Annotated in this window: 19 protein-coding genes and 1 tRNA gene; 7 read left to right on the forward strand and 13 right to left on the reverse strand. The window is 40.1% G+C overall.

Features of this window, described 5'->3' with window-relative positions; translation table 11 throughout:
• Positions 1-49: 49 nt before the first annotated feature.
• From LJ740_RS10195 to LJ740_RS10225, 7 genes are all read right to left on the reverse strand, one after another.
• Complete coding sequence (locus LJ740_RS10195) at positions 50-1,021, reverse strand: alcohol dehydrogenase catalytic domain-containing protein (RefSeq protein WP_229528994.1); 972 nt, start codon at positions 1,019-1,021, stop codon at positions 50-52.
• Positions 990-2,255, reverse strand: coding sequence for an EAL domain-containing protein (locus tag LJ740_RS10200; RefSeq protein ID WP_229528995.1), 1,266 nt, complete (start codon positions 2,253-2,255; stop codon positions 990-992). The genes LJ740_RS10195 and LJ740_RS10200 overlap by 32 nt, the downstream gene beginning before the upstream one ends.
• Before the next feature lie 71 nt (positions 2,256-2,326).
• On the reverse strand, positions 2,327-3,574 hold the full coding sequence (locus LJ740_RS10205; protein ID WP_229528996.1) for a sensor histidine kinase: 1,248 nt from the start codon (positions 3,572-3,574) through the stop codon (positions 2,327-2,329).
• The gene (locus LJ740_RS10210) at positions 3,575-4,255 is read right to left on the reverse strand and encodes a response regulator transcription factor (RefSeq protein WP_229528997.1); all 681 of its coding nucleotides are present in this window, start codon (positions 4,253-4,255) and stop codon (positions 3,575-3,577) included.
• A 104-nt stretch (positions 4,256-4,359) separates the two neighbouring features.
• Positions 4,360-6,768 (reverse strand): ABC transporter permease, encoded by a 2,409-nt coding sequence (locus tag LJ740_RS10215; RefSeq protein WP_229528998.1) that lies wholly within the window; start codon positions 6,766-6,768, stop codon positions 4,360-4,362.
• A gap of 15 nt (positions 6,769-6,783) precedes the next feature.
• Complete coding sequence (locus LJ740_RS10220) at positions 6,784-7,488, reverse strand: ABC transporter ATP-binding protein (RefSeq protein ID WP_229528999.1); 705 nt, start codon at positions 7,486-7,488, stop codon at positions 6,784-6,786.
• Between the two features lie 47 nt (positions 7,489-7,535).
• Entirely contained in the window at positions 7,536-8,096 is a 561-nt protein-coding gene (locus tag LJ740_RS10225; RefSeq protein WP_229529000.1) for a flavodoxin family protein, read from the reverse strand.
• Positions 8,097-8,390: 294 nt separating this feature from the next.
• Here LJ740_RS10225 and LJ740_RS10230 point away from each other — a divergent pair, with 294 nt between their 5' ends.
• From LJ740_RS10230 to LJ740_RS10240, 3 genes are read left to right on the forward strand one after another with little or no spacing between them, the layout of a single operon-like run.
• Positions 8,391-9,044 carry a DsbA family oxidoreductase gene (locus LJ740_RS10230; RefSeq protein WP_229529001.1) on the forward strand — a complete coding sequence of 218 codons (654 nt, stop codon included), beginning with the start codon at positions 8,391-8,393 and terminating at the stop codon, positions 9,042-9,044.
• Complete coding sequence (locus tag LJ740_RS10235) at positions 9,031-10,029, forward strand: cyclase family protein (RefSeq protein ID WP_229529002.1); 999 nt, start codon at positions 9,031-9,033, stop codon at positions 10,027-10,029. Before LJ740_RS10230 ends, LJ740_RS10235 begins: the two co-directional genes overlap by 14 nt.
• Positions 10,030-10,041: 12 nt before the next feature.
• Complete coding sequence (locus LJ740_RS10240) at positions 10,042-10,668, forward strand: NAD(P)H-dependent oxidoreductase (RefSeq protein ID WP_229529003.1); 627 nt, start codon at positions 10,042-10,044, stop codon at positions 10,666-10,668.
• Between the two features lie 168 nt (positions 10,669-10,836).
• Here LJ740_RS10240 and LJ740_RS10245 read toward each other — a convergent pair whose 3' ends face one another.
• Entirely contained in the window at positions 10,837-11,835 is a 999-nt protein-coding gene (locus LJ740_RS10245) for a TolB family protein (RefSeq protein WP_229529004.1), read from the reverse strand.
• A gap of 426 nt (positions 11,836-12,261) precedes the next feature.
• On the opposite strand from LJ740_RS10245, the gene LJ740_RS10250 reads away from it, so the two are divergent.
• Positions 12,262-14,106: a hypothetical protein gene (locus LJ740_RS10250; protein ID WP_229529005.1), complete on the forward strand. Its 1,845-nt coding sequence runs from the start codon at positions 12,262-12,264 to the stop codon at positions 14,104-14,106.
• A 598-nt stretch (positions 14,107-14,704) separates the two neighbouring features.
• Here the strand turns inward: LJ740_RS10250 and LJ740_RS10255 are convergent.
• Positions 14,705-15,952, reverse strand: coding sequence for an FG-GAP repeat protein (locus LJ740_RS10255; protein ID WP_229529006.1), 1,248 nt, complete (start codon positions 15,950-15,952; stop codon positions 14,705-14,707).
• 68 nt (positions 15,953-16,020) lie between these two features.
• Positions 16,021-16,941: an MBL fold metallo-hydrolase gene (locus LJ740_RS10260; protein ID WP_229529007.1), complete on the reverse strand. Its 921-nt coding sequence runs from the start codon at positions 16,939-16,941 to the stop codon at positions 16,021-16,023.
• Between the two features lie 180 nt (positions 16,942-17,121).
• Here LJ740_RS10260 and LJ740_RS10265 point away from each other — a divergent pair, with 180 nt between their 5' ends.
• Positions 17,122-18,090, forward strand: a complete 969-nt coding sequence (locus tag LJ740_RS10265) for a LysR family transcriptional regulator (protein WP_229529008.1) — start codon at positions 17,122-17,124, stop codon at positions 18,088-18,090.
• 1,414 nt (positions 18,091-19,504) lie between these two features.
• Positions 19,505-19,771: a transposase gene (locus tag LJ740_RS10270; RefSeq protein WP_267498256.1), complete on the forward strand. Its 267-nt coding sequence runs from the start codon at positions 19,505-19,507 to the stop codon at positions 19,769-19,771.
• A 201-nt stretch (positions 19,772-19,972) separates the two neighbouring features.
• Here the strand turns inward: LJ740_RS10270 and LJ740_RS10275 are convergent.
• Positions 19,973-20,049, reverse strand: a tRNA-Pro gene (locus tag LJ740_RS10275).
• Between the two features lie 155 nt (positions 20,050-20,204).
• On the opposite strand from LJ740_RS10275, the gene LJ740_RS10280 reads away from it, so the two are divergent.
• Positions 20,205-20,378, forward strand: a complete 174-nt coding sequence (locus tag LJ740_RS10280) for a DUF6435 family protein (protein ID WP_229529009.1) — start codon at positions 20,205-20,207, stop codon at positions 20,376-20,378.
• Here LJ740_RS10280 and LJ740_RS10285 read toward each other — a convergent pair.
• Together LJ740_RS10285 and dcd are read right to left on the reverse strand one after the other, a co-directional pair.
• The gene (locus LJ740_RS10285) at positions 20,362-21,561 is read right to left on the reverse strand and encodes a tetratricopeptide repeat protein (protein WP_229529010.1); all 1,200 of its coding nucleotides are present in this window, start codon (positions 21,559-21,561) and stop codon (positions 20,362-20,364) included. The two genes, LJ740_RS10280 and LJ740_RS10285, sit on opposite strands and share 17 nt — an antisense overlap.
• Positions 21,551-22,147: a dCTP deaminase gene (dcd, locus tag LJ740_RS10290; RefSeq protein WP_229529011.1), complete on the reverse strand. Its 597-nt coding sequence runs from the start codon at positions 22,145-22,147 to the stop codon at positions 21,551-21,553. The genes LJ740_RS10285 and dcd overlap by 11 nt, the downstream gene beginning before the upstream one ends.
• Between the last annotated feature and the right edge of the window lie 11 nt (positions 22,148-22,158).

The raw sequence follows: 22,158 nt of genomic DNA on the forward strand, positions 1-22,158 counted from the left end.
TACAATTAAAAACGTGAATTTTATGTGAACAAATATAACTTTATTTATTTTAAGACTTTATAACTACCGAACCAAATTTACCAAAATTATCTATATACTTATGTGCAGCAATTAAATCCTCATAAGGGAAAATGGAATCAACTTGAGGATCATAAGTACCACTACAGATATATTCAGCAATACATTCCAAGTCTTCTTTGTAATAACCAGCCACCCTAGATATGATTTTTTTATCAGAGAAAATTTCCGTTATGTACTTAAAAATCATTGTTGAAAAACCGAAAGAAGTAGTCACCAAATACCCTTTTGACTTCAATGCTTTAATAAGCCCAAAGTTAATCCGTCTCCCACCACAATCAATAATCACATCTAAGGTATCACTACCTAAGTTTCTTAGGTCATTTTCGGGCATAGATAACACATTAGGAAATTGACTTTTAAACGAGCTTTCATGGCCAGTTCGAATGCCGGCAATGACATCATGTTCCATTGCATTGAGTATTTGAAATACCGCATTTCCAACGCTTCCCTGTGCGTTTGTAACAAGGATTTTTGAGCGATTTTCTAGTTTTGGTAATAAATTAATGAAAAAGAGAGCGTTTATTCCCCCAAAACTTCCGGCACAGGCTGTTTCAGGTGAAACTCCTATTGGTATTTTTGCCATTAAGCAATTTGCATCCACGTATAGATACTGTGAATTAGTACTAAAGTCGTTATCGCGAAGACCAAATACCCAATCTCCTTGATTGTACTTTTTTACCTTATGACCCACGGAAATAATTCGTCCAGAAAAGTCTACACCCGTCCTGGTAATTTTTTTTGGATAGAAAAGGCCATTAAACAAACGAACAATTAACTTTTTGCCTTTTCTTAGTGCAATGTCAGCTGAATTTACCCCACTGTATTCGATTTTAATCAGTATTTCTGTATCTTTTAGTGGATGATGCTGATAGGTGTTTAACGCCAGTCTCTGGGCTCTACCATACTTTTTAAGCGTCCAGCCAGTATATTGATTGTTCATTATTGTTCCTTGTCCCTTTATATTTACTGTCGCTACACAAATCCCACAAAGACATCGGTTTGCTGTATAAATAGCCTTGACCACTTGTGAAACCGAGGTCAATTAGTTTTCTGGATTGCTCAAAAGTCTCAACACCTTCAACAATCACATCTATTTTCAAAGAAACACAAATCAATGCAATCAAGCTAAAAATGTTTAACGATTTATTCGATGTTAAAATCTTCGAAGTTAACATCCTGTCAACTTTGATTTGATCAATTGGTAAATGAGACAAGGCGGATAAACATGAGTATCCCTGAGTGAAATCATCCAATGAAATTTTGAATCCATGACTTCTTAATCGGTTGAGATTGTTAATTAATGTAGCATCAACACGGATTGGTTCTAACTCACTTATTTCTATTATTATTTTATCTGTAGGGACATTGTATTTATGACAGCTATCAATCAATCGATTTATCAAAACGCCAGACATAAGAGACTCAGACATGAAGTTCATACTGACTTCAATAGGACCAAACTTTAAGACCAGGGATGCATACTCACTTAAAACACTATCAATCAGATAATTGTCGAACTTTTCTTTAAAAGGAGAGTTTTGCACCAAAGGAATAAATGACATTGGGCTATACGAGGTCTCACCATCATTCCAACGGGCAAGGGCTTCAACAGATAATACTTTTTGGCTATGTAGATCAACTATTGGTTGGTAGTGAAATGTTATATGCCGCATGAAAATCGCTTTGGGAATTGAGTTCATTATATGCAACTCAGCTTCAAGATTTTCTAAATCGTCAATATTGGTAAACTCAACCCGTTCGCTCGTCAACAAGTGAACAAGACTACGTTGACAGGCTGCTATAGCCTGAAAAGCGTATATTTCCTCCTTACTTTTTGTCTGATATACAGAAAAAAGCACTGATGTACCTTCAAGATTTTGCTCTACAAGTAACCTAAGTTCTTTGATAGAAGAATTAAGTTTTGACTTAGCATATTCATTTTGCGGCAAAATCAAGACCAGGTCGCCCTGGTGGAGCTGAAATAATTGAACATAATTAAATAAGGTAGATATAAACTTTTTAAGTTCCTCAAGTGGCGCAAATTTGCCCGGACTGACGATTAGATACTCATATCTCAATAGCCCATCTAACCGCAAATACAAACAAATTTGATCAGCCTTGATCGAAAAATTGGGACCAGGGTTTATGTCCAGGTAATTGTTTAAAACTGTCATTATTAGAAGCCTTGAACGCTTATTCGCATAAATGCAGTTTTAAACTAAATTATGTGAAGGCTTAGTGAAAATTAGTCAAAAAAAACACAAATAGTTGTTCCTCGTCCTTCTTCACCAAAAGAAATTCTCATTCTAAAATGGTAGGTCTCACACAACTTCTTAACAATTGACAAACCGACTCCAAAGCCTTTGCTTCTGGAGCCTTTGATAAAAGGTTCGGATACGGAATCACGCATATCTTCAGGAATACCAACACCAGTATCTCGAACTATAAACATATTGTTCTTGAATAGAATTTCAACTTTTCCTTTATGAGTGTATTGAAAGGCGTTACTGATTAAGTTTGAAATTAAAATGCTGAAAGCGCCCGACTGTATGGCGACACGCGCAGTTGGCGGAGCATCAACTTCGACATCTACCGATTTTCCGTCAAGTAAATGAGCATGCTGAATCACACATTCTTCAATCACTGCAACGACATTTAAGACTTGCTTTTCCGAAGGCGAATAATCCTCTCTGGCCAACAACAATAGTGTTTTTATTGTATTTTCCGTTTCGAAATTCGCGTTCCCAATCCTTTCAACTTTACTTAGTACAGCGGGCGTAAGGTCATAATTTTCCTGAAGGTCCGAAACAAGGTTTTTGATAATTGCGATTGAAGTTCTTAGTTCATGACTGACATCTCGTGTAAACTGTTGCTCTCTCTCTATTAACTGCTTAATTTTTAAGACTTTCCTCTCAAATATTCGGGCTAAAACGCCAATCTCATCATTGGGATATTCTTTAGAAAAGCCATCAGGAATGTTTTTTATATCATGATTGCCGAGTGTTTTTGATAATCGATTAATTGGGCTCAATGTATAAACCAAGAGTACCAAGCAAGCAAGGGATAACAAAACAACAATACTTACCGCTAGGTAAACTATTCTGGATATGCTGGCTTGCTGACCATTAACCTCTTGTCCCGGTAGAGACAATACGTCAATGACCAGAACTTTACCGTCTCCTGTCGTGTGGCCCCAAAAATGATGCTGATCGGCAAGGTATTTAAACCATTTACCATCATTGTATGGACTCTGATGCATGCGCACATCAGGGAGTTTATCCATCTCTGTTAAAAAAATTCCATTGCCAAACACTGCTGATTCAGTCTTATAATTCTGAAGTGCAAGGTGAGCAACCAAAAGCCATTTTTCTGTTATCATCTGCTCTTCATAGCGGATTATCAATAGACTCAGAGCAGTTGCTAAAGTCAGAATTACGGCGAAGCAAAGCAACAGTATTTTTTTGATTCTGTTACCTATAATTAATTTCTTCATTTAGTCAATATTTTGAAAGGTAACCCCTACCCCATGCACCGTCTTTAATAGTGGAGTAGTAAAAGGCTTATCAAGTGCAAGTCTTAGTTGATACAGGTGGGACCGGAGAACATCAGATTCAGTTAAACTGTCCCCCCAGAGCTTTTGGATTAATTCACTTTTCGACACAACCCTTGGGTATTCTTCCACGATTATCCTCATTATTTGAAACCCCATTTTGGAAAGCTTAATTTCAACTCCATCCCTGAATACCTGATGAGTTCTCCTGTCAAAAGTGATCGGGCCAATAGTAATCTTTACATCTCTTTTCAATCCATTTCTTCTGGCCAGGGCTGCAACTCTAACCTCAAGTTCAGGAAGAACAAATGGCTTGGTGAGATAATCGTCTGCACCACAATTAAAACCATATACAATGTCATCGACTGAATCCAATGCCGTTAACATTAAAATTGGTAACGTTACGTCGTGCTCACGCCGAATTACCTGGCATAACTCAAGTCCGCTCATGCCAGGCAACATAAGGTCTAATATAACAATGTCATATTTATTTTGATTTAGTAAATTGAGTGCCAACTTAGCTGTCGGGGCATAGTCGACCAGTGCTCCTTTTTTCTCAAAGAAATCAACAACTGTTGTCGCAAGCTCAGTATTATCCTCGACCAAAAGAATGAGATTTTTCAAAGATTCCCTCGCAAACATTGATTTCATAACTACCAATTATATGAAAGGATGTGAAAAAAACGTGAAAAAGCAAGTTATTTAGGGCATGTCAGACTGCGCTCTCTCTATTTTAGCTTAAGCGGACTAACCAAAAGTTGGTAAATGGGGGGTATTGTTAAAACAAGTGTAATTAAAAAAACTGCAAGAAAGCTCACCATCAAAGAAAAAAGCACGTTATAAAAATCAAAACCTCGACTATACCTGTCACAAAGTTCTATGACCGCTATCACGCTGGGGACCAGAGCAACGACAGCACCAATTAGGAGCGGACTAGCCAACCTGCCGAACAATTTCGCAAATAGCGTTAGGTTTTCAGCACCATTTATCCTGCTTACCATTACTTGGTTTTTCTGTTCATTAGAGCTGGATATAGAAACCGTAAGTAGGCTGGAAGCAGCAACGAATAAAACTATCAAACCGACTAACAATAATGTCCAAGTCAATTTTCTTGCTTCCGATAGACTTCGCTCCACCAAATTGCCAACACTACTGTAACTTAGGCTCAAGTTTTTATTGTTTGAAAGTAAAAAAGCAGCCCGCTCCAATACTTTTTTATCACCTTTAATTATTTTAATCGGAAGTAGTTGATTACTCTTAAACTCGATCACCAATGGTTTTCGATGAGACATTAAATTGTGATAAACAAAGTCAGGGACTACGCCTACTATTTGATGGCGCTCAGTTGCCCCCATTTCATCGCTAGAAAGAAGAATCTGTCCTATGGCTTCGTCAGCGTTTCTAAATCCTAACAATTTGCGAGCACTGCTATTTAGGACAACAGCATCTTTGTCCTTACGACAATCAAAGCCTTTGACATTGATGCTCAAAATAAACTCACAGTTTACTTCCAAATAATTGATCACCTGCTTGGATTGATTCGAGATAATACTGATCTTGTCTAAAAGACTGTAAATCCGCGAGTGTTCCCAATCCTCTAGCGGACCAGATGAAGCAGCAAGTATCTTTGCGGTCCCTGCCCCCTCCGCATTGTTAATATCCTCAGGCAAATCAACACCAGAGGTGTAAACGACAATATCCTCATCAGATAAAAAGTCTAAATCGCTGCCTAAGATCATATCGGAATACATGTAAGTGGATACGTAAAGCAAAGAAAAGCAAAAGGTGTATTGCAACATTGCCAACGTTCTGGGCCACGCATGCCAAATCTTTCTAAAACCGGAAGTATCAGCAGTAATGCTTAGCATTTCACTATTTTTCATCACTAGCCACCAAACCATTGACGACATTAATGCTGGAATCACTAATATAAACAACAGCAAGAGTAAGAATGCTTCAAGCGTATACACAGACAAAATGTTATTGAGATTGTTTTGCGCATCAAAAAACGAATCATCAGTCGCAAACATGATCAGAGAAAAGGCCAATACTATCGACGGCACAATTTGCACTATAAAATGCATATAAACTTCTTTAAAGCCACAACCCAAAGTGGCCCCAAGAGTTTTTCTAAGAAGAAACTCAGTATGAATTTTTGGAAGTTCCGAGACAAATAAAAGAACGTTATTTAGGCTAGCTAACAGGATGATCGCTAAAGCGCCACCAAGGAGTATCCAAAACTCAACAGTGTCACCCATCTCTTTTAAATCACCAATTGTTCCGGCTTGTTGTCTCGCTTTAAGATAGATATCCTGAACATCCATTAAAGAAAATTCAACAACACCAATCAATTCTTGTGAAGTCACTGACAGTCTTTGCTCTAAGGTTTTTAAAACAGGGTTTCCCGAATTTGTAAGCCAACTATTAATTTCATTTTCGAGCTTATTGGGTGAAGCTTCATTTACCAACTTAAAATATGTGAAAAGGTTTACGTTTATCCAAGAGTTAAGGGTCTGATCATTCGGATGAAAATCAGAGTATTTAAGTCTAACAATGAGACTCCTATCCAAATGGCTACCAAATAGTTCTGGTTTCAAAACACCTGTAACTTTATACGAACGATTTTCGTTGGCTAAACAGCATATTTTAATGTGTTTTCCAATTATGTTGGTGGTATTGAAGTACTTTTTTGCAAACTCGTAACTTACAATAACACTGTCAAAATCCGCCAATGGTTCATCTTCACTTTGTGCCAAAAATACCAGCTCAAATACATCAGTAAAAGTATCATCTACAACTAAAGCTTTAGATTTCACCTCAGTCATAGCCCCTTTATCCAGAACTACATCAAATTGAAAAAAGCGAGTTGCTGCTTTTATAGAATCAGGAAAGTTATGTTTAAGTTCATGAGCAAGGTTTCCAGCAGTACGCACCGTATTTATGGGCTTCTGCCCCGGGAATACGTAAGTTGTATGAAGTCTATATATGTCTTCAACGTTTTGAAACTTATCGACCAAAAACCAATTAAGGGCTTGGAATAGCAGTATCAGACTTAAGAATATTGAAGCGCAATAACCAATCACACTTACAAATGATGAAAGCTTAAGTTCATTTATCCTTTTAAAAGTTCGAAGCATAAATCACATATTTACTCAAACAACGAAACCTTGATTAATTTGGTCAGACACGATACGTCCATCTATTAATGTTATTGCCCTACAAGCACTTTCCGCCATTTTAGTATTGTGTGTAGAAAAGAGGATTGTCATGCCTAAAGCATTTAACTCTTTAAAGCACAACATTAACTCTTGACCGTGTAAAGAATCCAAATGCTCACCGGGATTGTCAGCCAATAGTACATCCGGTCCAGAGACGATAGCTTGGGCCAGAGAGACCCTTTGACATTCATACAGGGATAAGTTTTCTGGATATTCATTTGCCTTATGTGACAGGTCAAGAAGTTGTAGTGCATTCAAAACTGCTTCTTCAATGTTTTCCAATTCATTATTCCTATATTCAACTCCAAGCTTTACATTTTCCCGCACATTAAAATACTCCACGAGCTTGAGTTGAGGATATAAATATCCGAATGTTTTGCATCTAACTTTTCGGGCCTCTGCTTTTCCAAGCAAATTTGTTTCAAGCCCTGAGATATGTAGCTTTCCACTATCGGGTTTTTCCAGCATCCCTATTATATTCATCAAAGAAGACTTCCCCGATCCGGGAGGACCAATCAAAGCAACAAAATCACCTCGAAATAAACTGAGAGTTATGTCTCTTAAAGCATCTACTTGATTAAATGAACTACCGTAGCGTTTTTCTATTTTCTCTAAAGATACTAGCTTTTTGTTATTCATAGAGCCTCGCCATTTTTTGATTGAAGAACACTTACTTTGAGCATTGTCTAAATCAATTTTTTACTCAAACTTGCCACCCGAGTCCCTAAATATCTAGCTGTATTGTGATCAACTGGATTAATACAATTTGAATTAATTTGAGCTGCAACCCCTAACTGGCATCCAAGCCTATTTAACATTTTCCCCTCTTTCCCAATAGGAGTATCTAAACCGACCCACAACATTCCATGCTGACTAGATAAAGTTACCAAATACTGAAGTGTGCTTGTTTGATCTCCATTCGGCGCAATTCCAGAAGTAAAACCAGCTGCGAGCTTCCCTGCCCAGATTTGGTCATACCAAAAATCGCTGGTAGCATCGGCAAATGCTTTAAATTGAGCTGCAACATTCCCCATGTAAGTCGGTGTTCCAAATATAATAGCCTGACATCCATACAAAGTATTGAATAAGACTTGATCTGAAAATCGACCACCAACAATACTTTCCGCGTTTATTCTGTAGTTGAAGACTTCGGTCCCATCAACAGATAAAGCCCCCTTTGAAATTGAGGCAGCAATTTCGCATGTATTGCCGCTACCACTAAAGTAAACTACTGCTATCTTTACCACTAAATATATTCTCCATATAAAGTATTATCACCTGAACAAACGGGCTCACTTTGCGTAAAAGCTCTTTTGTAATCATTGTTAATGCGTCATATTGCTAACTCTCAGCTTCAAATACACAAGCCATTACTGTGCTCACCATTTGCAATTTACCCATCGCATTGTGAATAAAAGGTGAAATAACAACCCGCTTTCAAATTTTTACTCATGAAATAAATCGAATTTAAACCATCATTTAATTCATTTTAATTACTAGAACACATTCTCTAACCTCAACATAAACCAGTGAGGGCTAGCATGAATACTGTAGAGTTTTTCCAAGACGCAACTTGTGGTTGGTGCTATTTATTGTCGCCACGAATTCGAAGAGTCAGCAAAAAATTTAATGTAAAAGTAATCCACAGTTCACATGTGTCGATGGAATATTGCGGAAGATTCCAGAGCACTCCTGAAACCATACAAGAAGAGAAACAGGTTAACTTGCAAAGATGGGAGTACTTTCAATGGCAAGCGGAAGACCCTTCTAGATTTAACATTGAAGGAATGCGCAAGACTCAATTTAAATACCCTTCAGGTTACAACGCGAGTCTAGCTGCAATAGCTGTCGAGTTTTTGTGCGGTAGCACTATTCGTTGGAGGTATTTCGATGAAGTTCAAATAGCTCACTTTCAGAATAACCAAAACATTTCCAGTTTCACTGTATTAACGGCTATCGCTGAACAGTTTGGGATCAATAAAACACAATTCCAAACATGTATTAATTCAACCAGGGTTCGAGAACAAATATTTTACGAATCCAATAGAAAAATCAAACCTAAAGTGAGCTCGTTACCAGCAATTCTAATAAATGAAGAATTGCTGTTAACGAAAGCACTTTCTCAGCTTCAGCTAACCAAACTATTTCAAAATATAAATAGTGAAAATAGAGAAGAGAAAAATGCATATGTTTAAAAACCTGATAATTTCAAAATTTATTGCGGCAAGCATTGTTGCAAGTGCATCAACTATTGCGGCTCCATTCCCTGAACAAAAAATAGGTGAAAGTCCATGGGGCGCTGATGATGAGTTAGGCCGTTTAAACTACATGAATCCAGAATATCAAACGTCATTAATGATTAGAGCTGACTGGTCAAAAATTTACGATCTGTCTGTCGAATACTTTATTGGTATGCCAAGTTGGCAAGCTGTTGGGGATCCTCAATACCAAATATGGATGACACACACTCCTAAAGGCTCTGTTGTTGATAATGTGTTGAACGTCGGAGAAAAAGTAAACTCGCATGTTAGCTACACTGGTAGTGCTATTTCTATGTACACACATACAGGTACTCATATAGATGCGCTGAATCACTTTGGACTGGATGGAAAAATATATAACAACTTTTCCGCAGAAAAGCATTTAGGTGACAAGGGATGGCACAAAACAGGGGCTGAGACTATCCCTCCTATTGTTGCACGAGGAGTACTCATTGATATCCCGAAAGCGAAGAATCTGGAAATGTTGGAGGATAACTATCGGGTTACCAAAGAAGATATTCAATCAGCCTTGCAAAAACAAGGTGTAAAGCTTGCTCAAGGAGATGTGGTACTTATTAGAACTGGACGAATGAAAATATACGAAGATTCGCAAAAGTACATGAACAACTCTCCTGGCCTTGGGATGGAAGCAAGTATCTACTTAGCAAATCAAGGCGCAATGATTGTTGGTTCAGACAACCTAAGTTTTGAATCATTTCCGTCAGAGGTAGATGGGAATTATGTGCCAGTTCATACCTTCTTACTCGCCCAAAATGGCATTCCAATAATCGAGCTAGCAAATCTAGAAACCCTCTCCACTGATGAAGTCTACGAGTTTGCGTTTATTGGAAGTTCATTGAAATTGAGAGGTGCAGACGCTGCACCACTAAGACCAATTGCAATTCCGCTGAAAAACTAAGAGGAAAACAGAATGAGTATTATTGAAGATTTAGAATGGCGTTACGCCGTAAGAGAATTTAGTGATGAAGTAATTCCACAGGAAGATATTGATGAGTTGGTTGAAGCTGTCAGGCTTACCCCATCATCTTATGGGTTACAACCGTATAAATTACTTGTAATAAAGGATCAAAGTATAAAATCAAAACTACTTGCATTCTCAATGGGACAAACCAAAGCAAGAGATTGTTCACATCTTTTCGTTTTCGCATCCCAAATGAATATCAATGATGAATATATTGATACTCATTTCCAGCTAACCGAAAAGATTAGGCAATTACAGGAAGGGACTACTAATGGATTTAAGCAGCATGTAAAAGATGCCATTTTAGGTATGAGTGAAAATGACAGAAAGCATTGGGCTGACCAACAGGCTTTCATAGCATTAGGTAACCTACTTACGGTGGCAGCTACCAAGAGAATTGACGCTTGTCCAATGGGAGGGTTTGAAGCAGAAGGGTATGACAAAATACTAAACTTGAAAGAAAAAGGGTTAAGAAGTGTGGTCATTTGTACGTTAGGGTATCGCTCTAATGCAGACACTTCAGCACTTTCTCCTAAAGTAAGAGAGCCACTTAACTCCTTTTGTATTACTAACTAAAATTGCTCTCCATACGGGGCTCTGAGATTTCATCAAAACTCATTGATAACTCAGGGCCCAGTCATATGGATGGTTCGCTTTTTTATATTCATACTCCGATTCCAGGAACGATTTCTATTTTTCTACCAGATTACTAAGCCCAGTTACTCAATAACTTTATTTCAAGTATTACTTTTCAATTACCCCTGAGGGCTGTGAGCCGTTTTTAACAACTTGGTATAAACCGGAACCATCGACATTGATAATATGGATATCATATAAACCTTCAACGTTATCAGAGACAAAAGCTATTTTCGAGCTGTCAGGAGACCATACTGGATCCCAGTCAGACAATTCATTATTGGTCAGACGTCTTTCATTTGTCCCATCAATATCCATTACATAAATTTCTCTATTGCCATCTCTGTCTGACATAAAAGCAACTTGTTTTCCATCAGGGGAAACCTCTGGATGCCAATCCTCAGCATCATTATTTGTCAGTGTTATGATATTGCTACCATCACGATTTGCTATGCTTATTTCACTTGCTCCGGTCTTAGAGTGAAAAACTATTCTCCCATCAGGCATGAAAGACGCGCCTCCCCCGCTCAGTCCCTTAATTTGTTTTTGCTCACTTCCATCGGCGTTCATAATCCAAATCTCTTCGTGAGTATTTCCATCTTGCCTAACTCTGTTTCTCGAAAACAGAATATGTTGGCCGTCTGGCGACCACGAAGGGGCTGCATCCCTTACGTTTTTATCGTTAGTAAGCCTAACAACACTACTACCATCAATATTGGCCGAATGAATAGACCAGGTTTTGTAGCCATCATACTTTCCATAGAACGCAAATTTGTCTCCATCTGGCGAAACGACTGGGTAACCATCTGCCAATGTGTAACTGGCTAATTTGGTTCTCTTTTTTCCAGCAGTATCAATAGAATAAATCTCACGACCTTTTCCTTCAAAAGAAGAGTAAATAAGGGCGTTAGAATCAGTCTCTGATGCTTGGGCCTTGGAGAAAAATAAAAACGAAAAAGCTACTAACCCCAAATAGCTACAGCCAAAGTGGTCAAATTTGAAATTATTGTTCATTTTAGTCCTTATGAAACCAGCATTAGTTTTGACTGCTAAGAAATCGCAACTGTTGCCTTTAGAATAGGCAACGAGTTTAAAATGCTCGAACACAAAAAATCTCTGCTACTTGACCTGAAAAACATGCTCTTGGTCTGAATTCGGGATACTTGCAGAAAAGTAGAGGAAATGTGCCATCAACACATTGCTAGCAGTGCGAACCTGCGTTAACCAATTGATTTCCTCAGAAAAAGAAGAAGATTTCGGAGAAAAGTCATTTTTTATCAAATAGCTCCCCCCCTAGATACCTGCTCATAAAAATTAAAGTTCAGTATGCCAACGTAATTAATGAGCTGTATCTACTGATTATCAATAGCGGACGTTAGGTTTTCAATAGCATTGCCTCCATGAGCAGATGTATCGGCTTTTTAATGTTGTGAATTTAGAAAATAATCAATGTGAATTTAAAATAATATTGGCAATATTTTTATATTCGGACTAGAGTAAAAAAAGTATCGGATAGTAAACCATGGAGTAGGTATGAAGATCGCCAATATTATCACGCTGATAAATCAAGTCGAAAAGTCAAAGTTCATCAACAGTATTGATAAGTTATGCGGTGATGCCGTAGCCGAGGACAAGGCACTTGCAAAACGTGTAGCGGCCATTGATGGCCAAATTAAAAATGCTTCTAGCAGCGAAATCACCCAGTTGTTTAATGTGGTTTCGCCTTATTTTGAGGTCAGCATTCGAGAAAATCTTGCCATGCTTGGCGCTCAGGCAACACTGTTAATCAATATATTAAGTCGAGATGGTAATTGCATCAGCCGTATTTCCTGGATTGAAAGCCTCTATGCAAAAGAGTGGAAATTAATTGATTCTCGCGCAAAAGAGTTGCTCAAGTTCATCAAGGAGAGCACCGATGAGGAAAGTTTTTCTGAAAAGAATTCTCTTGAAATTTATTTAGCTTGTCTTACTGAAGCATATCAAAACGACAATCGAATTAACCGCGAAGCAAAAATAACGGATGATGAACGTGGCATTCTCAATATATTAGCAGACAAGTTGCATATTCCTGCTGACGACCAGGCTGCATTGGAACACACAGTTGATTCTATTCCTAAAAATAACGTTTCGGATGCGCTGAATGCGCTGCGCGAGATAGGGTTAGTTTTTATCAGCCGTAAACAGCAAATGGTTTATATACCTGATGAGGTTGTCGCAATCCTCAATCGAATTCAGGGTAAAGAGTTGGCTGAAAAGCACTTATTGAGGATTTTGCGCACGTTCACAGATGCGGAGTTATCCACTATTTTGAAGAACCATAATCGCAGAATACGTGGTGTTGAACGGGCTGAAAAAATAAATTCAATAATCCATATGGGGCTTAAAGTAAGCGATATCTTACTTAGCGTTATGTTTGCCCCGGAATCTTCACTCAATGAACGCAAAGAGAGATTAAAAAACTTAATCTCTGATTTAGATCTCAATCTAGATAAGTTGGGAACCACGGCAGAAGAACGCGCACAATTAATTATTGATGCTTTGAATAGTTCCGCAGAGACAGAATTTAACGCACTGTCAGCAACTGGCTTCAAAGAGATGTTTTCGAGCCTGGAGCAGCACTTCCCAACGCTACCTAAAGTGTTGCGAGCTGAGTTTGAATTAGAGGAACAAGATCACTTAGATATCGATAAGCTTCGTTCACTTTCCATCACACCGCATGACATTTTATACATGCTGTCTAACGACGAAGTAAAAATTGTTGCAGAGAGTATGGGGACAAGTAAGCGGGGAAATGTTCGATTAAATATACTCAACAGCTTCGCAGATGCCACCGATAAACTGGTAGATAACTTCGTTTTGTTGGCTAAACGGGATTTGGCAGCCCTAAAAGAAAAGAATATTGAGATTGCCGAAGCAGACATTGGTGTTAAGTTTGAAGAAGTCACGAAGGCCATATTTGAACAACTTAAACTAGATGTAGATGAAGACTTAAGAAAGAGTATTAATACCGCAAAGGACAAGACAGATATCATCCTGTCGTTATCAGAAGACGACATTATTATTTGCGAAGCCAAAACTTGCAAAAATGGTGATTTCGCTAAGTATTCTGCCACTTCCCGACAAGTCAAAGCCTATGCAACTCGCTGCGAAAACCAAGGTAAACGAGTGGCTCAGGTACTAATCGTAGCACCTTCATTTTCAGATGACTTTGTCGAATCTGCTGAAATGGATACCGAAGTAAATATTTCTCTGCTAGAGGCAGAGGGGCTCGTCGCCATTCTCAATGCTTTTAAAGCCAGACGAAATCCCAAGTTTTCACCAAAACTGTTCACCAAAGGTGGGCTTTTGAAAGCAAACTTGATAGCGAAGAACATTTAGTAACCGTGAATTCAAGTCCGGAAGCAAAAAACTTCCATGGTATTCAATTTTAAGGTATTTACCGCTGGGCTGTGCTCAAATTTCTTTATTTAATAAAGATTATAGGTGCAAGCATTTAAAAGACTTTGGGTTGCGTAAAGAGCTAATAGGAACAGTGCAACTGCAGAGAATTAAGAGAAAAAAGCCTCCTGATATTCTTGGTTCCTCTATCGAGTATGTTGGGGGGCTCAAGTATGCGTGGAATATAGGAACAAGATAGTTGCTAGCAAGCCGCATTTGATGGGTATGCTTCCTTATGTTTTTAAAATCCAAAATTGCCGTAAACCTCCGCTTTCTTATACCTTCTGCTCGTCGGCAGCATATAGATACCGTTAACCGGACATCTGGTTTTATAAGAATTGAAATCTAGATCTTTACCGAAATGCGCGGACGATACAACTGCAATTCGATTCTTCTTCGTACCTTTTTAAGTTCAACCGATAGGCGTAACGCACTTGTTCAACTGTATTGCGGGCCTCTCAAAGGTCAAACCCCATTTTCGTCCTGTTCGCTGTGATGCCAGCTCGGCTAATAAGAAAGCGTGAATACAAAACGAGTATTACTCCCTTTGTGTATTTAACTCTTGTATGAAGACTGCGCCTGAGTTTTCACCATTAGTATCATGATGTGGAGTAGCGACAACTACTCTGTTTCCAGATAAACCTAGATTCCATCCAAATTTATCATCTGGCATCCCTCCTGATGCTACGAATTTAGATACATAGCGCCATCCAGCTTCATCATTTTCGAAAATATAAACTGCACCGGAATCAGGGCCATTCTCGTCGTTATTCATAGCGCTGATAATTGCTATATCTTCGCTCAAAGCTACTCCACGTCCAAATCTATCATCAGCTTTCCCATCAGGCGAAACTAACTTCACTTGCTCCACCCAAACACCTTTCTTTCGAGTAAAAACATATGCCGAACCCGCATCGACGCCTAGTTCCTCAGTGTCATCGCGCCTTGCGGAAATTAATGCTGTATCTTTCGATAAAGCTACCCGTACACCAAAAATATCTTCCTTGCCACCGTCGGAGGCCATTAGCTTGGCTTCTTGTTTCCATTGAGTGTTGTCGAAAGTGAAAACATAAACGGCTCCGGCATCTTCTGCTCGTTCGTCATCCAAGTCAGCACCGACAAGAATCGTATGACCATCAATAGCCACACTGATACCGAACAAATCTCCAGTTTTGCCATGACTCGCTACAAGTTTGGTTTGGTAATGCCATTCGTCATTCAAACGTTTGAACACATACGCCGCTCCGGAATCCTCACCGGAGGCATCATGTCGAGGAGCACCAATCACAAGAAACCGCTCATTTAATGCGATAGTTTGACCAAACGCATCGCCAGAAGAAGTGTCAGAGGCTGTGAGGATTTGCCTTTGTTCCCACTTATTCATTTCACGCTCAAAGGTAACAACAGCGCCAGAATCTTTGCCTTTTTCATCTCTACGCATCATGCCTAATACCGCAATATTATTATTCAACGCAACAATACCGCCAAGCGTATCTCCTTCGAAAAACGGTTCTACGACCAGCTTGGCCTGTTCAGACCAGCCTTCGTCATTCATCACGTAGACATAAGCTGCCCCGGCATCTATAACACCATCTATATCTGCTCGATGCGCACCAACAAGCAGTGTATTTCCATAAATTGCAGCAGAGTAACCAAAATTATCCATTGATTTACCATCGCCTGCTAGAACAATAGCCTGATTAGCAAGACTATCGCCAGAAACAAACAAAAATGAGAGGAGCGTTAGCAGATATCGCGTTTTTGAGTAGATCGTTTTTATTAACATGGGCTGTTCCGGTGACAAGATGTTGTAATGGCAATAGAGTTTAAGTAGATGTTCGCATTTACAGATAATTATTTAAGCTTTCCCGTTATGTCGTAATAATGCGTCACAATCATTCGGTCAGCGGTGATAAATCCCCAGCTCCATTTATCGGAAAAACCCTCCAAAGGCTCTAAAGCCAGAATTTCATCAAGAAAAAGTCCATCAGCGATTAGCTTCGCAACAATCTCATGTGTGTCAACTAACATAGAGATAGTTGCTTTTAAGTCATCAATTGTTGCTGTTGGGCCGTGGCCGGCGATCACTCGCGTGTCTTTATTGGCAACCTCAATTATGCTCTTAATTCCTGCAATGTACCCTTCTACTGATCCTCCATTATCAATATCAATAAATGGAAACCGTTGGGTATAAACGAGATCTCCAGCATGAATTACGTTTGCTTCCCTAAAAACAACAAACAAATCGCTATTAGTATGGGCATTATGGGTGTGATACAGGTCAATACTTTGTCCATTAATGTGTATCGATGTATCTTCTGTAACATCGATGGTCGGCAAGTATTGATGAGTAAAAGAAGGCGCTGTGCGACCTAGCTGTTTGATAGCTTTAGGATTTTCGATGTAACGACGAACATTAGGGTGAGCCATAATAATTGCCCCACGGCTCTTAAAATATGCGTTGCCTCGAACATGGTCTCGATGAAAGTGTGTATTTAAAACAAGGTCTACATCACGACTATCCGACAACCGCTTTTGTGCTTTATCGATGCTTTCAACCAAATTCTCCATCTGTGTATCCACCATAAAAACACCGTCTTCGCCAATCAACACTGCAACGTTACCAGCTTGGTCTGTTCGAAGTTCAAAGATCCCACTTCCAAGGTCAATGATTTTCACATCAAGGCTATGGCTTTCACCACTGATATGTCCGTTGGCGTAGCCACTCAAAACAGCAAGAGCTAAAAATATGATGATGCAACGCGTGCTAATCATGAAGTCACCTTAATTTGAAATGCCTGAAAAAATTTAAGGTAAAGATTATGAATCTATGGTGGAAAAGTATAATTCTTTAATGGCATACCATTCATTCAAAAACATGATGAATCGACTTTACTTTGGATGAGATTCATTTATTTTTGAAATTAGTAAACTTATTGACGCGGACTAATAAAAGTGCGAACGCAAGAACTGAAACTGCTGGTGATTTTCGATGCCATTATGATTGAAAAGTCGGTTACTTGCGCTGCCAGGCGACTGTCGATGACTCAACCAGCAGTCTCCAACGCGGTGGCAAGGATGCGGGTGCTATGGAAAGATGAATTATTCATTCCAGATGGTCGACGGATCCAGCCAACGACATATGCAAATACCCTCTGGGAGAACGTACGCGACTCCTTGCGTAACATTGATGAGGTAATGGCACCGAACAGATTTGAGCCACATACCGCCAATCGAACATTTAGAATAGCTTTGCCTGATATTGCAGTAGATGCGCTATGGCCAGATTTAAGGAAGCTATTTGAAAAAGAGGCTAAGGGACTAAATCTACATGCAGTTCCATATACAATTGGCTGTACAAAACCTATTTTGGATGCAGCTGAGGTGGATCTGGTTATAGGACAAAGTAATCGCTCCTTAGAAAACATTTGTACGGACCATCTTTTTGACACAAGTTATGTCTGTGTCATGCGTAAAAATCATCCCCTGACAAAAGGACGATTAACCCCTCGAGGGTTTGCGTCCGCAGAACATCTGCTCGTGTCCCTATCAGGTGACCCAAGCAGTCCGACAGACCAAGCATTAGAGCAATTGGGACTTAGGCGACGGGTAGCGTGTACAGTTACTAGCTTTTCATCTGCTGTTCCGATTATACGAGAGTCTAATCTAGTTGCTATTCTTCCCACGGATCTTATGCACGCTCATTTAGCTCATGATGAGCTAACAATTGTTTACCCACCACTAAACATCCCTCACTCGTCGATCTCGATGCTGTGGCACAAGCGTCAAAGCAACGATAAGGGATTGATCTGGCTCAGAGAGCATATCAGAAGAATAATCATCGAGCGAAGAACCCTACAGATTGAAAAAGTGAAGAAGTTTATTGACTCACAGGCAGTGACGACACAGTGTCGTCCCACTTGAGATTTGTCCAGGCTTACGTTACTTACGCAAAGCCATTCATCTGTACGTAATCCGAATCCAATTATTAGTTCATTAGACGTTAAGAGATACGATCAAAGTATCGATCTTACTGGTTCCGAGCAGCCAAATTATAAAATACTGGCACGCAAATGATCGACTACCTTAAAAATCAGGTACTTCATGTTTTGCATCTGACAGCCCATGGTTTCTGCGAAAGCCCCCCCCAACATTACATAAAAGTAATCTCACTTCTTAATTGAGCTAATCGGGCAAATCTAAATCCACCTCTGTTACTTCAAAGTGTCTCAGAAGATGCCTCAGTACCACAAAGGTAAGCCAGATTATGCCGCTAACAAATGATTTTGATATTGGTTCTGATGCTTAATTGAGGCCCGCTTTAAAGCAGGCTTTCCAATGTTAAATACTCGTTTCTTAGTGTCACAGTTGTGGATATTACAACTCTATTTTTTGATTTTAAAACAACCCCAAGAAGGCCAAAAACGCCTACAGTAAGGGAGTGTTGAAGAAATTGTGGCATAACTATGGAAAAAAGAGACTGTTGTTGGGCAATAATAAAACCCAAAAAATAGAATAAACAAGTCACTGTCAGGTTTTCTTTTAGCGTTGTTGACGGGTGGGCTTGTATTGTCTGATGCCGGTTGTTTGAAATAGATGCTTGCCGAGTGGTTAGCGTACTTACATCTTAGTTGATGCTTGTATTAAAAAGCAGAGGAAATACAGCTTAAAAGTGTGGCTATAACACCGCCATCAGTAAGGGTTTAAAATTAACCGAAAATAAAAAAGATAAATAAAAACAAAAATCTACGAATAAACACAAAAACCACAACTGTGCCACAAGAAAGCTTTGTGTGGCTGTTGAGGTACTTTTAGCAGATTGAAAATCAGTAATTTCCTGTGTGTGCTGAAAGTGTGGCATAAGTGTGGAAAAAATGGAGAACAAAAATTCGCACAAGAAATAATACCAAATCCCTATAGACCATTAAAAATATGGGTTACAGGCAAATTAAAGAAAAACATAAATGTGGCATAAGTCTGGAAAAAACGGCCTTTTTGGGGTTTGTGGGGTACAGGCCATGTGTGAATGTGAAGGACATAGTTAAGAATAATATGAATAGGCACCACAACTATGCCATTGTCTGAGTTTGGAAGAGCAGGTTTCAAAGAGATGTTCTGTCAAAATAAGACGTTCATCTAACCACAACTGGGACAATGAAAAGACGGTGAAATGGGGGTTGTAGCGTATTGAGTATTGTTTTGTGGCACAGTTGTGGTGTGTTAACTGTTGTGGAAAATCTACCTATAACGGACGTAAAACTTGGCACAGTTGTGGATATCGGATGATTTTAACAGTTGTTCCAGCAGGAGTTGTGTATTGTTCATAAAAATATTGCCAATGATAATCGGCTTCGGCCCTTTTCTATTAAGTAAAGGCAGAGGGTATATACCCCGGTTAAAAGAGCGAGATAAAACACTGATTTCCTGGTTACAGCCGATACTGGCCATGTGGCGATATGAAAGAAGTAATGGCATGACCGAAGGATTTCACAATAAAATGGAAATGTTATCCCGCAGAGCCTATGGCTTTAGAAACTTTGAAAATTACAGGCTAAGAGTAATGACTCATTGTGGATGGGATGGAATAATTAACAGAGTAAGATGATTACCGATCCCCCGTTAAGTGGGTACATCCAGATCCACGAGTTGAATGCTGATCCCCCGTTTATGGGGTAGAGCCCAAAAACGGATATGTTCCCGATTTCGGATGTGATGCACCGGTGATGTACAGATTTAAAAATTCGTACTCTACCGATTTTTTGAGAATTGAAAATTTAGTTATTTATTTGATTTTAAAGGGGAAATTTGGTCGGTGTGAGAGGATTTGAACCTCCGACCCCTGACACCCCATGACAGTGCGCTACCAAGCTGCGCCACACACCGACCGAAGGCCGCACATATTACTCAAAAATTTTTGAATTGCAAACACTAATGCCCATTGTTGCTTTCGACTGCTGAAACAATCATCAAATCAGTTGCTGGAAGTGATCTTCTGGCCTGTTCGTTCAGTAAAACGGTATAAAAGTTGAGGGGCACTGATGTTTGGTTTATTTAAATCTGATCCTGTGAAAAAGCTGCGTAAGCAATACGACGACAAGCTGGAGAGTGCCATGTTGGCGCAACGGCGTGGCGATATAAAAAGCTATTCGCTGCTGACTGCTGAGGCAGAAAGCCTGTGGCAACAAATCGAAAAACTCAAAGGCTCGCATTAAGGGCGTGCAGTTTACGGCTGTAGCGCCGTGCAAAACCTTCACTGTCAGCGGTTTCTCTGGCTTTGTTGAGGTAGCGCCTGACTGATTCCTCATCCTCTTGCTCTGCTGCTACTCTGGCTAATCCAAACCAGGCGTAGTGATTATTTTGTTGCAGCCTGAGGCTTGCGTAAAAAGCGCTTTCAGCTTGTTCGTACTCACCGTTTACCAGATAACGGTTACCCATGCGCACATGGTAATTGGGGTTTTTGTTGCGCACCCTCGTCAGGCGCTGACTTATCTGGTCAGCATCTTCGGTATTGTCTATCTTGCGGTATAAGCCTGCCAAATTTTCCCATGCGGTGTAATTGTCGGGGCGCAATTCTGTCGCCACTTTAAAGGCATACACGGCTTCAGAGTTGGCGTTCTTGCGGCTTAGCAGTAACGCCAGATTATTCCAGGCTGAGGAGTCTCGGGGATACAACAACAGTGCCTGTCGAAAGTTTGCCCAGGCTTTGTTGTAGTCTTCTTCGATGAGTGCTTTAGCTCCGAGATTGGAATAAAAATATGATTTGATAGCGGTCTGGCTGAGTTGTTTTGTTTTAACCCGCCCTTCGCGGGATTCCGGAAAAAAATCCACTGTGTAGGTCAGCTTTCTGGATGGCAGACCGGGTACCTGTGAAAACCGGGGTTTGCGGGCAATCAGTAAATTGACATGACCATTGGCTAAATCAAACTCTCCTGCCTGATTCCATGATTCGTCTTCAAACACTTCCTGAAAACTCACTTCCAACCCGGCCTCCTCGGCCATGGCGTAGGCCAAAATAGTTAAACTTAAACAGTTTGCCGTGCCATTGTCGAAGGTTTCCTGGGCCACAGTATTGGCACCATAAACATAATCCAGTGCCAGTTGTGAGGGTGAAAACAGGTCATTGATTAAAGTTAAGGCTTTGTCATCGGTAGTTTCCGCTAATGCGGCACGTTCCCGCACGTACGCTTTAGCGTCGTTATTTAGCCAGAATATCTGGGCATCAGGCACGATGTCTGTTGCCTCAAAACCGGGAAAGTAATGATCGTATCTCTGCGGCTGAAAGTTAACCTGCACCGGTTTAATGGCAGCACAGGCAGATAACAAAAGCAGTAAAACAAAGGTACAGGCAAACCGAATAGTTTGCCCAATATTCGAGTTTGGGACGCTAGGATTCACCCTTTTCATCATCGCTGATGCGGCTGGCGATAGCACCGTCCTGGCCTTTATATTTTGCGTCCAGACGGGCATTGTAAGGACGCTCGGCGTAATCGGATAATACTTCGAAACTCAATGCACCGATTTTCATTTTAGGGCGCAGCGCCAGGGGCAATTTACCGCTGTTAAAAAATTCCAGTACGATATTGCCTGACCAGCCCGGATCAATGCGATGCGCGGTAACGTGCACCATCAAACCCAGTCGCGCCAGCGATGAGCGACCATCTAACCAACCTACGATATTGGCGGGCAAGGTTACTGATTCATAGGTAACCGCCAGCGCCAGTTCTCCCGGGTGTAAAAAGAACGCTTTGCCGTCTTCCAGCTCTATTTCATCGCTCATCACCGCTTCTAGTTGTGCGGCTACTTCGGCTTTGGGGCCACTGAGATCGATATAGGGCGCCTGATGATCCTCAAACACCCGAAACTTGTTGCCCAAGCGAATGTCTACCGTCACACCACTCACCATGTTATCTGTGGGAGCCGGGGAAATTTTGATGGAACCCTCATTCAGGTGTTTGATTATGTCCTTGTCGCAAAGCCTCATTCGCTTGAGAT

Source organism: Planctobacterium marinum, from assembly GCF_020687805.1.
Classification (GTDB): Bacteria; Pseudomonadota; Gammaproteobacteria; order Enterobacterales; family Alteromonadaceae; genus Planctobacterium; species Planctobacterium marinum.

What these genes read in the sequence shown, in the direction of transcription:
- LJ740_RS10195 (WP_229528994.1), bottom strand. Translation starts at nt 1,021, where the DNA reads ATGAACAATCAATATACTGGCTGGACGCTTAAAAAGTATGGTAGAGCC.
- LJ740_RS10200 (WP_229528995.1), bottom strand. Translation starts at nt 2,255, where the DNA reads ATGACAGTTTTAAACAATTACCTGGACATAAACCCTGGTCCCAATTTT.
- LJ740_RS10205 (WP_229528996.1), bottom strand. Translation starts at nt 3,574, where the DNA reads ATGAAGAAATTAATTATAGGTAACAGAATCAAAAAAATACTGTTGCTT.
- LJ740_RS10215 (WP_229528998.1), bottom strand. Translation starts at nt 6,768, where the DNA reads ATGCTTCGAACTTTTAAAAGGATAAATGAACTTAAGCTTTCATCATTT.
- LJ740_RS10220 (WP_229528999.1), bottom strand. Translation starts at nt 7,488, where the DNA reads ATGAATAACAAAAAGCTAGTATCTTTAGAGAAAATAGAAAAACGCTAC.
- LJ740_RS10230 (WP_229529001.1), top strand. Translation starts at nt 8,391, where the DNA reads ATGAATACTGTAGAGTTTTTCCAAGACGCAACTTGTGGTTGGTGCTAT.
- LJ740_RS10235 (WP_229529002.1), top strand. Translation starts at nt 9,031, where the DNA reads ATGCATATGTTTAAAAACCTGATAATTTCAAAATTTATTGCGGCAAGC.
- LJ740_RS10240 (WP_229529003.1), top strand. Translation starts at nt 10,042, where the DNA reads ATGAGTATTATTGAAGATTTAGAATGGCGTTACGCCGTAAGAGAATTT.
- LJ740_RS10250 (WP_229529005.1), top strand. Translation starts at nt 12,262, where the DNA reads ATGAAGATCGCCAATATTATCACGCTGATAAATCAAGTCGAAAAGTCA.
- LJ740_RS10255 (WP_229529006.1), bottom strand. Translation starts at nt 15,952, where the DNA reads ATGTTAATAAAAACGATCTACTCAAAAACGCGATATCTGCTAACGCTC.
- LJ740_RS10260 (WP_229529007.1), bottom strand. Translation starts at nt 16,941, where the DNA reads ATGATTAGCACGCGTTGCATCATCATATTTTTAGCTCTTGCTGTTTTG.
- LJ740_RS10270 (WP_267498256.1), top strand. Translation starts at nt 19,505, where the DNA reads ATGATAATCGGCTTCGGCCCTTTTCTATTAAGTAAAGGCAGAGGGTAT.
- LJ740_RS10280 (WP_229529009.1), top strand. Translation starts at nt 20,205, where the DNA reads ATGTTTGGTTTATTTAAATCTGATCCTGTGAAAAAGCTGCGTAAGCAA.
- dcd (WP_229529011.1), bottom strand. Translation starts at nt 22,147, where the DNA reads ATGAGGCTTTGCGACAAGGACATAATCAAACACCTGAATGAGGGTTCC.